The following is a 12,384-nucleotide window of genomic DNA, read 5'->3' on the forward strand; positions in this document are numbered from 1 at the left end:
ACACCGGGCCGGCATGGGTGGGCACCGGCTCGGAGCGGTGACCCAGGTTCCGCCTGTGGGCCGCCGCCGGGTTAGAGGACGTGCTGACAGTTCGCCTCGCGCGTTCTGTCAGTTCCCTGACAAAAGCGCGGAGCCGGTTCCACGCCGTGGGCCAGAGCCCGGACGCCCCCGCCCCGCCGACAATCCGTGCGGACCAACCGTGCGAGGACGAAGGAGCGGCTTGTGGGACGTGCACGGCTGTTCGCCCTGTTCTGCCTGCTCACCTTGACCGGCTTCATCACGACGCTCGACAACACGGTCATCAACGTCGCCCTGCCGACCGTGCAGCGCGAACTGGGCCTGACGGTCCCGGATCTGGAGTGGGTCGCCGCCGGCTATGTGCTCAGTTTCGGCGCACTGCTGCTGCCCGGCGGCCGGCTGACCGATCTGTGCGGACGCAGGCCGGTGCTGGCCACCGGGATCGTCGTCTTCACCGTGTCCTCGGCCGCGTGCGCCCTCGCGGACAACGGGGGCGCGCTGATAGCCGCCCGTACGGTCCAGGGGGTCGGGGCCGCGCTGGTCATTCCGGCCTCGCTCGCCGTCATCGCGGTCGACCTGCCCGCGCGGCTGCGCTCGACGGCCGTGGGCCTGTGGACTGCGGCCCTGGCCGTGGCGCTGGCGCTCGGGCCCGTGGTGGGCGGCTTCGTCACCGAACGGTGGGGCTGGGGCTGGGTGTTCGCGCTGAACGTACCCTTCGGGCTGCTCGCCCTGCTGCTGATGCCGGCCGTGCCCGCCCGGTCCGCGCCCCGCCGCGGCGGTCTGGACGTGCCCGGCGTACTGCTGTCCGTACTCGCCCTCTATCTGCTCACGTACGGGCTCGTGCGCGGCCAGGAACACGGCTTCGGCGCCGCGCCCGTGCCGCAGTGCCTGGCCGTCTCGGCGGTCGCCGCCTGTGCGTTCGTCGTCGTGGAAGCCAGGACCGCCCGCCCGCTCGTCGAACTGCGGCTGCTGCGCGACCGGTTCCTCACCGGCGGGATCCTCGCGCAGGTGCTGTGGGGCATCGGCGTCAACGGGGTGTTCTTCTTCACCGCCCTCTACCTCCAGCGGGTGCTCGGCTTCTCCCCCACCGAGGCGGGGCTGGCCTTCCTGCCACTGGCGGGCGCGCTGCTGCTCGGGACGCCGGTGGCCGAGCCGGCGGCCCGCGCGCTGGGCGCCCATGTCTCGATCGCGGGAGGGCTCGGCCTGGTGGCGGTGGGGCTGCTGTACGTCTCGGGCGTGGGCGCGGGAGCCGGCTACTGGGATCTGCAGCCGGGGCTGCTGCTGATCGGCTGGGGCTCCGCGCTCACCACTCCCCTGACGGTGCGCTCCCTGCTCCGGGTCCCGGAGGACGGGATGGGGATGACGACGGGCCTGGTGAGCGCGGCACGCGAGGTCTCCGGGGTGTTCGGAGTGGTCCTGGTGGGGGTGGTCCTCACCCGGCGCGAACGGACCGCACTGCGGTCAGGGGCCGACCCGCGCGACGCCTTCCTCCAGGGCTACGACCTGGGGCTGCGGATCGCGGCGTGCTGCGTCCTGGCGGGCGCGCTGGTCACGTTGCCGGCGCTGCGCCGCCGTGGCCGTCACCGACGGGTCGTGGCACGTTCCAGAATCCCCCTGGTCATGAAGTGACGAGCGAGGGGGGTGTGGGGGTATCGGGCAGCACCGAACCCGGGGTTGTCGTGAAGTGAGGTTGTCGTGAAGTGACAAGTCCCGGGTGCGGCTCTGTCAGCCGGCGATGAGGCTGGGCAGAATCCGCGCGGGTAACGTCGTTGTGCCCCACTTCCCGTGTGCGGAAGGAGCCGCCGCGTGAACGGATTCCGCATACCGGCGAGCGGAGCCGGGACGACGGCCGTGACCACCGCCGTCACCGCTGCCACCGCCACTCCCGCAACCGTCACCGAAGCGGTGGACGGCCCGTTCAAGTCGTTCCCCTCGGGTCTGCACGACCAGCTCAGACCGTTCTTCGCCGACATCACCGAAGAGGTCGTACGGGCGATCCGGACCGAGATCCCGGAGTACGCGCGGCCGACCGACGACACGTACATGCAGGTGGTGCACCAGGGCGTGGAGCAGGCCCTCCAGGGGTTCCTGGAGCGGATGGCCGAGCCCGACACCGACGGGGGGCCGGTACGGGCGACCTATGAGCGCATCGGCCGGGGCGAGGCGGACGAGGGACGCAGCCTCGACGCGTTCCAGTCGGCGCTGCGCCTCGGCGCGCGGGTGGCCTGGCGCCGGATCAACGCCCTGGTCGACGCCGATCTGCTGCCGCGCCATGTGCTGGCCGCGTTCGGGGAGGCGCTGTTCCTGCACCTCGACGAGATGGCGGCCGCGACGACGACCGGGTACACGGAGGCGCGGCTGCACGCGGCCGGAGAGCTGCGGCAGCGGCGTACGCGGCTGATCGATCTGCTGATCGTGGATCCGCCCGCGTCGGTCGCGGCCATCGCGGAGCTGGCGCACACCGCGCAGTGGCCGGTGCCCCGTTCGCTGGCCGTGGTCGTCATCGACCGCGGTTCGCGGGCCGCGGGTCCGCCGCCGATCGTGCCGCCGGAGTTCCTGGCACGGTTCGACGTGCAGCCCGCAGTGCTGGTGGTGCCCGACCCGGAGGGCCCCGGGCGGGCCCGGGCCGTCGCGGGGGCGCTGCAGGGGCTGCGGGCCGCCATGGGCCCCAACGTCGCGATCCAGGAAGGCGCGAGGTCGCTGCGGTGGGCCACCGAGGCGCTGGATCTCGCCCGGCGGGGCGTGCTGCCCGACACGCAGCTGGTGCGCTGCCGGGACCACCTGGCCACGCTGCTGCTGTTCCGCGACGATGCCCTGGTGGACGCGATGGCCGACCGGCATCTGCGTCCCCTGGACAGCGTGCGGCTGCCGCAGCGGGAGCGCCTCGCGGAGACGCTGCTCAGCTGGCTCCAGTGCGGCCACAACGCGAGCGAGGTCGCCGCGCGGCTCGCCGTCCACCCGCAGACGGTCCGCTACCGCATGCGCCAACTGGACGAACTGTTCGGCGACCGCCTCCACGACCCGACAACCCAGTTCGAAATGCAACTGGCACTACGGGCACTCAACTTGCGCAGGACTGCGCCGGGGCGGTGACGCGGGGGCGCGGTGCCGCTCCGTGGGGCGGGCTCTACGGACTGCTGGACAGGTGTCCATGTATATTGGACACCTGTCCAGGAAGTTGTGAACCCCCGAAGGAGCCCTCCCCATGCAGACCCTCGCCAACGTGCTGGTCGGTCTTGTCGCCGCTCTGCACGTGTACATCCTGGTTCTGGAGATGTTCCTGTGGGAGCGGAAGCCGGGGCGTGGGCTGCACGGGTTCGACGCGGAGATGGCGCGGGCCACCGCCCCGCTCGCCGCCAACCAGGGGCTCTACAACGGGTTTCTCGCGGCCGGGCTCATCTGGGGCCTGGTCGCCGACGACCCGACGGGGTTCCGCGCCCAGGTCTTCTTCCTGGTGTGCGTGGTCGTCGCGGGCGTGTACGGCGCGGCGACCGCGAACCGGCGCATCCTGTTCGCGCAGGCCCTGCCCGGCGCACTCGCCCTCGCCGCCGTCCTCGTCGCCCGGTGACCTCCGACCCCCGGGCCGAACGCACGCGGGCCAAGCTGCGCCGGGCCCTCCTCGACGAGTGCGCCCAGCGTCCACTCAGCGAGGTGAGCGTCGCCTCGCTGGCGCGCGCGGCCGGGGTCGGGCGGGCCACGTTCTATCTGCACTACGCCGACCTGGAGGCGCTGGCGGTCGACGCCTGCGCCGATGTCGTACGCGACGCCGTGGACGCGCTGCACGCGTGGCGGGGCAGGCCCGACCTCAGATCGGCGCCGGCCGCCCTGCTCGGCTTCTTCGCGGGCCTGCCCGCGCACGCCCCGCTGTACCGCGCCCTGCTGACCCCGGGCGGCGGCGGTCCGCTGGGCCGCGTCCTCCACCAGGGCCTGCGCGCCCGCAGCCTCACCGAACGCGAACTCGCCGGTGCCCCGCAGGCCCCACTCGTCGCCTCCGCCGTCGCCGCGACCTTCGCCGGCGTCCTCGCGGACTGGCTGCACGGACTCGTGACCGGCACACCGGAGGAGATCGCCCACAAGGTATGGCGCCTACTGGTGGCGTTGCACGCGACCCCGTGGGAGAACGACAGCACGCGGTAACCACCGAGCTGGACGGGACGCGCCTGCGAGCCGGCGGACCCCCTTTGCGTAGTTCCCCGCGCCCCTGCAGGGGCGCGGGGAACTACGCAAAGGGGGTCCGGGGGCGCAGCCCCCGAATCGGTGACCGGAAGCCGGGCCGGTCGGCGCCGACGGACACCTCCAGGGGCGCGGGGAACTGCGCAAAGGGGCCCGGGGGCGGAGCCCCCGAGTCAGTGACCGGAAGCCACGCCGGTCGGCGCGAGTTTCACGGCTGGCGGCTCGCATGGAACGTGCGCCGATACACCTGCGGCGACACCCCGATCGCCGCATGCAGATGCTGCCGCAGCGAGGCCCCCGTCCCGAACCCCACCTCCCCCGCGACCTGGTCCACCGGCAGATCGCTGGATTCGAGCAACTGCCGCGCCCGGCCCACCCGTTGCTGGATGAGCCAGCGACCGGGACTCATCCCGACCTCGTCGTTGAAACGCCGCGCGAAGGTACGCAGACTCATCCGCGCGTGGTCGGCCAGCTCGGCCAGGGTCAGCGGCTCGCCGAGCCGTTCCAGCGCCCAGTCCCGCGTCGCCGCGGTGCTCGTCGCCGTGGGCCCGGGCACGGGCTGCTCGATGTACTGCGCCTGACCGCCGTCACGCCAGGGCGGCACCACACAGGAACGCGCGACCCGGTTGGCCAGCTCGCTGCCGTGGTCCTTGCGCACCAGGTGGAGGCAGACGTCCACACCGGACGCCGCCCCCGCCGAGGTGAGGAGGGAGCCCTCGTCGACGAACAGCACATCGGCGTCGAGGTCCACGTCCGGGAACATCTGCCGGAACAGCCCGGCCAGCTGCCAGTGCGTGGTCGCCCGCCGGCCGACCAGCATGCCGGCCGCCGCCAGTACGAAGGCGCCCGTACAGATGGAGACGATCCGAGCGTCGGGGCGGATCGCCCCGAGCGCGTCGGCCACCGCGTCGGGAAGGTCGGCGCGGAGGTCCGGCAGCGCGAAGGGCGGGATCACCACGGTGTCGGCCGTACGCAGCACCTCGGGCCCGTGCTCGACAGTGATCGAGAAGTCCGAGTTGCTGCGGACCGGCCCCCCGTCCACGGTGCAGGTCAGCACCTCGTACCGGCCCTCGGCGGAGCCGAACACCCGGTTCGGGATGCCGAGTTCGAAGGGGTAGACCCCGTCGAGGGCGAGTACGACGACCCGCTCGACATGTCCCTCGTATCCCTCGCGGCCGGGGCGCGCCCCGCAGTACGTCTGCGTTTCCGTCTGCGTACGCGCTTCCGTCCGCATCTGGGACCGCCTTTGCACCTGTCCCTGCGTCTGCGTCTGCTGCATGGCACGATCCTATCGAACAATGGCAATCATGCCATTTCCTGGGTCTCCGGAGCCGGGCAGGCTGAGACCCATGAGCACTGCGAACACGATGCGCGCGATCAGTCAGGACGTCCTCGGCGGTACCGAGGTCCTCAAGGAAGTGGAACGGGAAATCCCCAAGCCGGGTCCGAGCGAAGTGCTGGTCAGGGTGCACGCGGCGGGCCTGAACCCGACCGACTGGAAGCACCGGGCCAACGGCGGATTCCTCAAGAAGCCGCCGTTCGTCCTCGGCTGGGACGTCTCCGGGGTCGTCGAGGCCGTCGGTCTCGGCGTCACCGTCCACAAGCCCGGCGACGAGGTCTTCGGCATGCTGCCCTACCCGTTCGGCGTAGGGGCGCACGCCGAATACGTCATCGCTCCCGCGCGGGCCCTCGCCCGCAAGCCGGCCGAGGTCGACCACACACAGGCGGGAGCCCTGCCGCTCGCGGCGCTGACCGCCTGGCAGGCGCTGGTGGACACGGCGGACGTCCGGCCGGGACAGCGGGTGCTGATCCATGCCGCGGCCGGCGGGGTGGGCCACCTGGCCGTCCAGATCGCCAAGGAGCGGGGAGCGTATGTGATCGGTACGGCCAGCGCCGGGAAGCACGAGTTCCTGCGCGGGCTGGGCGCCGACGAACTGGTCGACTACCGGGAGACCGATTTCGCCGAGGCCGTCCGGGACGTCGATGTCGTCCTGGACACGATCGGGGGCGACTACCGCTCGCGCTCCCTGCGGACGCTGCGTCCGGGCGGGCTGCTGGTCTCGATCCTGCCGTCCGGGTCCCCGGAGCTCGCCGAGGAGGCCGAAGGCCTCGGGGTGCGGGCGGTGGAGATGCTCGTGGAGGCCGATCAGGCCGGGATGAGCGCGATCGCCGGGCTGGTCGCCGCGGGAAGTCTGCGGGCGACGATCGCGGAGACGTTCCCGTTGGCCGAGGCGGCGAAGGCGCACGCGCTGGGCGATACCGGGCGGACGGTGGGCAAGCTCGTCCTCCAAGTGCGGTAGTTCTTCCGGAAAGGTCCCGCGACATCACCGGTGATGTCGCGGGACCTTTGTGCTGCCCCGGGGCGCTCCCCAGGTACCCGGGGGCGCACCGCAGGGCGTGCTCAAGGGCGCACTGAAGAAGCGATGCCTTCCCTAAATGACAGACATATGTCAATCGAACATGCTGAAATTCCCTCTAACGAGGGTAACTTGCAGGGTGAGGGACGGTGGAGCGGTCTCAAGCTGCGCCACGTCGGCTCTATGCTCACGGAACGACGTCACCCTGGTCCCCGGTGACCCTGTTGGAGGTGATGTCGTCGTGCGCAACAACCCTGGGCCGCACTCCCCGCACCTGCGCGTGCACCAAGAGCGCGGACACACCGTGCTGGAATTCCACGGCGAGATCGACATCCTCGCCGCGCTGGACATCATTCCGGTGCTGGACGCGGCGACGGGACTCCCGAGCGCCCGGGTCGTCCTCGACCTGCGGCACATCGAGTTCTTCGACTGCTCGGGCCTGCGGCTGCTGTACCGGGCCCGCCGCCGGGTCCTCGCCCAGGGCGGACAGGTGCACCTGGTCTGCACCCATCCGCTGACGCTGCGCATCCTGCGCGTGACCGAACTCGCGAAGGTCATGCCGCCGCTGGCGAGCATGGACGAGGCTCTGGGCCGCCCCGAAACCGCCTCGGAGTACTCATAGGACCCCGGCCAGTACCGGATAGGGCCTCGGTCAGTACCGGATTGGGCCTCGGCGAGTACTCATAGCGCCTCGGCCGGTAGCTACTCCTACGGCCTCGGCTACTTCAGGATCCTGGTCACCTGGCCCGCGCCGACCGTCCGGCCGCCCTCCCGGATCGCGAACTTCAGCCCCTCCTCCATCGCGATCGGCTGGATCAGCTGGACGTGCATGGTGGTGTTGTCGCCCGGCATGACCATCTCGGTGCCCTTGGGCAGCGTCACGACTCCCGTGACGTCCGTCGTCCGGAAGTAGAACTGCGGCCGGTAGTTCTAGCGCACCTTTCTGACCTGGGCTTACGGGGACTGAATTGGCTGTGACCTGCTAGGACAGGTTGCAGAGGTAAGCAGAGCCAGTCAGAGGAAAACGCGCTGATTCGACCCCGGTTCGACCCGGGCCGTTCAGAGGCAGCCAGAGGTGATCCCTCTGCCCAAGCCTCCGCTTTATGGCCCGAGTTGACCAGGCCGGCCCGGCCGCAGCAGCCTCTGCGAGCCCTCTGTCTCGCCCGGCCGAGTTGTGATGGGGACGCCTGCCTCCACCCGGTGCCAGACGCACGAAAGCCCCCAGGACAGCAATCCTGGAGGCTTCGCCGGCACCGATTGGAGGTCGGTTCCGGACACCACGCGTGGTTTTAGCGGGCCCACGTGGTGTCCACGTCCTTGCGAGACGACTCCAGAATGCCATACCGCCATCCGGCCCCGCAGCCCTCACAGAAGACTCCACGTCCAGCAAAAACCCAACCAGAGCCAGTCACAGACACCCAAAATCCACCACTCGGCCTCGCCGCGCTCCCCCAGACCGCAGCCGATCTGGTCCTCCTCGGAGACCTCACCGGACGCTACGCAGCGGGCAGTTACAGCAGACTCGACCACGACGGACACGTCACCCGCCGCGCCGATCGACAGGGTCTCTCCGAGCACGGGCATCGGATCACCGCAGCGATCGCCTGCCACGTCGCGCGCGCCGGCGGCACCGCCGACCACCTGACGCGACTGCTGCTGCACCCCGAGCACGAAGGCGGCCGACACGCACGCCACATCGCGCTGCGCTCCGGACACTCACGAGCCCTCACCTACATCCACCGGGTATGGGCCAACGCTGCGACCGTGGTCAGCACCACCAGAGCTCTGGGCTCCCGGCACGAAGCGTATGAAGTCCTAGCCGCGCTGCGGGACCGCATCGAGACCACGCCCTGGCGCGGTGAGCGGGGACGGACCGCGCTGCGGGTCTTGCGGGCGCATCTGAACTTCGCCGAGATCGCGGGCGGTCCCCTGCACCACGCCAGCGAACGGCAGACGGCCGAGGAGGCCGGTATCTCCCGCACCACCCTGCGGGCCGTCTACGAACTGATCCTCAAACCGCGCGGCTGGCTGCGCCGCCTGCGGGCCGGACACGGCCGGGAAGGCTCGACCTGGTACCTCAACGACGGCAACAACCGCTGCAGCCGCGCCTCTTCGCCGTCTCATGTCCGGACCACTCAGTTCCCCCCCGACCCGGCACTTGAGGAGTGGCCCACCCCTGAGACAGCCACCGCAGCAGACATCGACTCCACCGTCATCGGGCGGTTGATGGGCCACGACGCCTTCACCCACCACGGACTCGGCAGCTCCGCACTGATGATCATCAGCGCCCTGCACCTGCGTTCCGGACAGACTGTCGAAGAGTTGGTCGGCTCATCCTCAGTTTCCCGTGCCACTGCCTATCGCACTCTGCGACGCATCGCCGTACACGGCCTGGTCCGACAGGACGGTCAGACGTGGGCTCTGACACCGCGCACGCTAGAAGGCATCGGGGTACCCACCCGCGCTTCGCGGTCAACGCCAGGTGGGGTGCCCGCGCTCGGCTGGGACGCTCTCGCCCATGCGTACGGCACCGCGGGCGTTGCTGCGCGGCGCAAAGCCCTTCACTCAGCTGAACGGGCGGTCTATCGCCGGGCGCTGGAACGGCTCGCGGATCACCGCGGCAAGGCAGTGGTGATCGTGCGCGACGGCCGCAAGGTCCTGGTCCCGGCACCGCGCGCCGACGAGATCCCGGCCCCTTGGTGCGCCCCGGACGGGTCCGTCCTCGACCCGGCGACCGGACGTCGCGCCGCGGACTGGCGGGTGGCCACCGACGGGCGCCTCATCCTCATCACCTCCGCCGACCAGCGCAGTTACGACGAGCTGGCAGCAGCCCATGCCCAAGCCCTCAGCGAATGGGAGTCCGCCGCATGAACCCACAACCCCAACCACCTGGCGCTGGCCAGGAAGACGAGATCACCCCTCAAGCTCTGCGGAAGCAGTACGAGGCCGGGGCCACGGTCGCCGACCTCGTCGCCACAAGCGGAATGTCCTACGGCACGGTCCTCAACCGGCTGCGGGAGGCCGGGACGGTGATGCGTACCTCCTGGCAGACCCGCCGACTGCGTGAAAACGGACAGGCCCGCCAACGCCTGGCGGCCCGGCTGCGCACCCTCTACGACAAGCACGGCGCCACCCTCACCGACCTGGCCGCAGCCGGAGCCGGAACACGGCGAGCCGCACGCCGCCTACTCATCGAAGCCGGCGGCACCCCGCGCACCACACGGCAGACGCTGCGGATGCGCACGGCCGCGGATGCTCCAGCGCGCAAGAAACTCGCCATGTCTTTGCGGGCGAGGTACGAGGTCGGAGCCTCGGTGCCGGAACTGGCCGAGGCGTGCCATTACTCCGTCGCCACCGTCTACCGGCTTCTGCACCTCGCCAATACCCGGATGCGGCCTCCACACCGACACGGACCCGCTCCCCGCCGCAGGCGGCGCTCATGAGTAGTACAGGGCTCGCCGCTGTCGCCGCCCGCGCCGGTCAGGGCACCGGCACGCACGCGCACCAACCCGGCTACGGGCGTACGGCACGAGCACCCCCGGTGCCACGCAAGCCGTCATGGGGCGACGTCGTCAACCCCACCGCAATGCAGTGCACCTTTCACTTTCAGGAGATCACGCACGTGAATGAACTGACCCGTCACAAGACCCTCACCACGGCTACAGCCACGGCCGGTGTCTGGGATGCCTTTGTCATCGTCATCGGCATGCTCAAGGGCGGCACCGGCAAGACCACCTCCGCCTGGTTCATCGCCCTCTACTACGCCATCGTCCTCGGCCTGCCCACCCTGCTGCTCGACGCGGACGCGACCAGCCAGTCCGCCTACGACTGGTACAAGGTCGCGGCGGCCGAAGGCTCCGAGATTCCCGAGAACCTGGTCATCGAGCGCTACCCGTTCGACGACATCGCCGAGTACATCCGCGACAAGCGCACCGAATTCGCAGCGATCGTCATCGACGCCGGCGGCGGCAGCGCCAAGCTGTTCCACGAAGCCGTCACCGAGGCCAACCGGCTGATCGTGCCCGTCGCCCCCACCAAAATCGAACGCCGCAAGCTCGTCGCCACCTTCGACGAGGCCGAACGCGCCGCAGCCCGCAACACCCGCGACATCACCGCCCACGTCGTCCTCGTCAAAGCCGACGACCGCACCAGCCTCCCCCGCACCGCCAAGGACAAACTGCTCCAGCCCGCCCAGGGCGAAGGCATCGGCCCCGACCGCGACGAACCGTTCCCGCTCGCCGACACCGTCATCCACGCCTGGGTCCACTACATGGAGGCCTTCGGCGAAATCCCCACCGAACTCAGCGAATACACCGCACTCATGAAGGAGCTGGACGCAGCATGAGCGAGAAGAACGAGAAGCTGAAGCCCCCGGCCCGCCCCAAGGGCCGTGTCCTTGGGGGCACGGCCAAGAGAACGGCGTCTCCGCCCCCGCCGCCTGCGGCCGAACTCACTCCCGAGCAGTTCGCCGCAGAACAGGCCGCCGAGCAGAGCGAAGACCGCCGTCCCGCGGTCGGCAATTCGCAGGATGAGTCCGCTCCTGCCCCAACTGTCGGGGACGGGTTGGCCAAGGATCGCACCGAGACAGCGCCCGGCGTGCCGCAGGCGTCCGCGGAAGCGGCCGCCCGGCCGTCCGAAGAGATCGTAGAGAGCAACCCCCTACCGCAACAGGTCTCCAGTGGCCCCCCGGGCGTGGCCGAGAGTGCTCCCCATGCTCGGCTGGAATCCCCCGTGGGACCGACGAGGTCGGAGGTGCGGGCGCAGGCGGCAGTGCCGGCTGCGGCTCCCGCCGTTCAGCCCACGCAGCAGGCCGAGCATGTGTCACAGAGCGGGCCGCCCCAGAGCATCCCCGAGGGCCCAAGTGTGGGCCAGGCCACTGAGGTTGCGGTTCGTGCGGCTGTTCTTCCTGCTGCGGGAGGTACGGCGTTCCCGGTGAGTGGGGAAGGTCCGGGCTTTCGCCAGGAGCGGGAGGTGCGATCGGAGGCGGCGCCCAACGAGAGAACGCCTTGGGCTCAGGGGACCGGCCGTCCTGCGGACATCCCCGATGCTGCCATCGTCCTCAACCAGCGCATCATCGCGCGCGAGAGCCTCGACTCGTCGGTCCCCGCGGCGTTGAAGCTGAAGAGGCGGATCAAGCGCTTCGCTCTGGACAACGAACTCGACCACCTGCCCATCGGCGACATCGTCTCCGTCGCGCTGGACGAGTGGCTCACCACCCGCGGGTTCTGACCCTGCAAACGGCGCCGGGTGGCCGCGAACACACACCTCGTTCACGGCCACCCGTCGCTCCACTATTCCAATAGTCCACTAGACCAATAGGCGGCTCACTAGTCGAATAGTGGCCCCAACCGGAGCGCCCCATGCCCGATCTCTCCCACCACGCCCGCCAACTGCGTGACCTGGCTAACGCGCTCGAAGCGCAGTCCGGACTTGAAGATCCGTACGCCACCCATCCAGAGACGATGGAGATTGTCAGCGGCCGGCATACCAGCCGTGGGCAACTTAACTACGCCGTCCCCGAAGCGCTCCAGCTCCAGCGGCGGATCCGCCGCTACAACGCCGACTCGGGCATTGCGCACGGCGACATCGTCGCCCTCGCCCTTGACGCTTTCCTTCGAGCCAAGGGGTATCCGCCCGCCCTCACTTCGCCACACGCAGAGTCGCCGTAAGTAGAGGAGACAACCAACTCTCGTTGGAAGGAACTCCTCCCCCACAGTGACTCGTGAGTGATTCTCTGGAGCAACTGCCCCTCCTTAGAGAACTGGCGATGATTCTACTTCCTGCGGGCCTTTGACGTGCTTGGCGGGATAACGAGCCAGTCGTCAAGCGCTTTAAC

The 12,384-nt window shown here is 70.1% G+C and carries 13 protein-coding genes and 1 pseudogene; 11 read left to right on the top strand and 3 right to left on the bottom strand.

Going from position 1 to position 12,384, the window contains the following annotated elements; all coding sequences use genetic code 11:
• The first annotated feature begins 222 nt into the window (after positions 1 to 222).
• The 4 genes from IE278_RS31020 to IE278_RS31035 all read left to right on the top strand — a co-directional run bounded on the left by IE278_RS31020 (position 223) and on the right by IE278_RS31035 (position 4,155).
• Complete coding sequence (locus IE278_RS31020; protein ID WP_189776822.1) at positions 223 to 1,647, top strand: MFS transporter; 1,425 nt, start codon at positions 223 to 225, stop codon at positions 1,645 to 1,647.
• 177 nt (positions 1,648 to 1,824) lie between these two features.
• Positions 1,825 to 3,111 (top strand): PucR family transcriptional regulator, encoded by a 1,287-nt coding sequence (locus tag IE278_RS31025; RefSeq protein ID WP_246570882.1) that lies wholly within the window; start codon positions 1,825 to 1,827, stop codon positions 3,109 to 3,111.
• 112 nt (positions 3,112 to 3,223) lie between these two features.
• Positions 3,224 to 3,586 carry a DUF1304 domain-containing protein gene (locus IE278_RS31030; protein ID WP_189776824.1) on the top strand — a complete coding sequence of 121 codons (363 nt, stop codon included), beginning with the start codon at positions 3,224 to 3,226 and terminating at the stop codon, positions 3,584 to 3,586.
• Positions 3,583 to 4,155, top strand: coding sequence for a TetR/AcrR family transcriptional regulator (locus IE278_RS31035; protein ID WP_189776827.1), 573 nt, complete (start codon positions 3,583 to 3,585; stop codon positions 4,153 to 4,155). Before IE278_RS31030 ends, IE278_RS31035 begins: the two co-directional genes overlap by 4 nt.
• A 244-nt stretch (positions 4,156 to 4,399) precedes the next feature.
• Here IE278_RS31035 and IE278_RS31040 read toward each other — a convergent pair whose 3' ends face one another.
• Positions 4,400 to 5,470, bottom strand: a complete 1,071-nt coding sequence (locus IE278_RS31040; protein ID WP_246570885.1) for a GlxA family transcriptional regulator — start codon at positions 5,468 to 5,470, stop codon at positions 4,400 to 4,402.
• Positions 5,471 to 5,540: 70 nt separating this feature from the next.
• Between IE278_RS31040 and IE278_RS31045 the strand changes: the two genes are divergently transcribed.
• Both IE278_RS31045 and IE278_RS31050 read left to right on the top strand, forming a co-directional pair.
• Positions 5,541 to 6,491 (top strand): NADP-dependent oxidoreductase, encoded by a 951-nt coding sequence (locus IE278_RS31045; protein ID WP_189776829.1) that lies wholly within the window; start codon positions 5,541 to 5,543, stop codon positions 6,489 to 6,491.
• Between the two features lie 298 nt (positions 6,492 to 6,789).
• Positions 6,790 to 7,170, top strand: coding sequence for an anti-sigma factor antagonist (locus IE278_RS31050; protein ID WP_246570888.1), 381 nt, complete (start codon positions 6,790 to 6,792; stop codon positions 7,168 to 7,170).
• Between the two features lie 98 nt (positions 7,171 to 7,268).
• Here the strand turns inward: IE278_RS31050 and IE278_RS31055 are convergent.
• Together IE278_RS31055 and IE278_RS31060 are read right to left on the bottom strand one after the other, a co-directional pair.
• Positions 7,269 to 7,478 (bottom strand): annotated as a pseudogene (locus tag IE278_RS31055) (EF-Tu C-terminal domain-related protein); the annotation flags it as partial.
• Between the two features lie 435 nt (positions 7,479 to 7,913).
• Entirely contained in the window at positions 7,914 to 8,264 is a 351-nt protein-coding gene (locus IE278_RS31060; protein ID WP_189776887.1) for a hypothetical protein, read from the bottom strand.
• 48 nt (positions 8,265 to 8,312) lie between these two features.
• Here IE278_RS31060 and IE278_RS31065 point away from each other — a divergent pair, with 48 nt between their 5' ends.
• From IE278_RS31065 to IE278_RS31085, 5 genes are all read left to right on the top strand, one after another.
• Positions 8,313 to 9,419, top strand: coding sequence for a helix-turn-helix domain-containing protein (locus IE278_RS31065; RefSeq protein ID WP_246570891.1), 1,107 nt, complete (start codon positions 8,313 to 8,315; stop codon positions 9,417 to 9,419).
• Entirely contained in the window at positions 9,416 to 9,991 is a 576-nt protein-coding gene (locus IE278_RS31070; RefSeq protein WP_246570893.1) for a helix-turn-helix domain-containing protein, read from the top strand. Before IE278_RS31065 ends, IE278_RS31070 begins: the two co-directional genes overlap by 4 nt.
• A 179-nt stretch (positions 9,992 to 10,170) precedes the next feature.
• On the top strand, positions 10,171 to 10,893 hold the full coding sequence (locus IE278_RS31075; protein WP_189776834.1) for a ParA family protein: 723 nt from the start codon (positions 10,171 to 10,173) through the stop codon (positions 10,891 to 10,893).
• 626 nt (positions 10,894 to 11,519) lie between these two features.
• Positions 11,520 to 11,777: a hypothetical protein gene (locus IE278_RS31080; protein ID WP_189776836.1), complete on the top strand. Its 258-nt coding sequence runs from the start codon at positions 11,520 to 11,522 to the stop codon at positions 11,775 to 11,777.
• Positions 11,778 to 11,908: 131 nt separating this feature from the next.
• Entirely contained in the window at positions 11,909 to 12,217 is a 309-nt protein-coding gene (locus IE278_RS31085; RefSeq protein WP_189776838.1) for a hypothetical protein, read from the top strand.
• Positions 12,218 to 12,384: the final 167 nt, after the last annotated feature.

The sequence above is a fragment of the Streptomyces tauricus genome (genome assembly GCF_014650955.1).
GTDB lineage: Bacteria > Actinomycetota > Actinomycetes > Streptomycetales > Streptomycetaceae > Streptomyces > Streptomyces tauricus.

Excerpts from the sequence above, each read along its gene's own strand:
- IE278_RS31070 (WP_246570893.1), top strand. The coding sequence starts at position 9,416 with ATGAACCCACAACCCCAACCACCTGGCGCTGGCCAGGAAGACGAGATC.
- IE278_RS31030 (WP_189776824.1), top strand. The coding sequence starts at position 3,224 with ATGCAGACCCTCGCCAACGTGCTGGTCGGTCTTGTCGCCGCTCTGCAC.
- IE278_RS31085 (WP_189776838.1), top strand. The coding sequence starts at position 11,909 with ATGCCCGATCTCTCCCACCACGCCCGCCAACTGCGTGACCTGGCTAAC.
- IE278_RS31045 (WP_189776829.1), top strand. The coding sequence starts at position 5,541 with ATGAGCACTGCGAACACGATGCGCGCGATCAGTCAGGACGTCCTCGGC.
- IE278_RS31040 (WP_246570885.1), bottom strand. The coding sequence starts at position 5,470 with ATGCAGCAGACGCAGACGCAGGGACAGGTGCAAAGGCGGTCCCAGATG.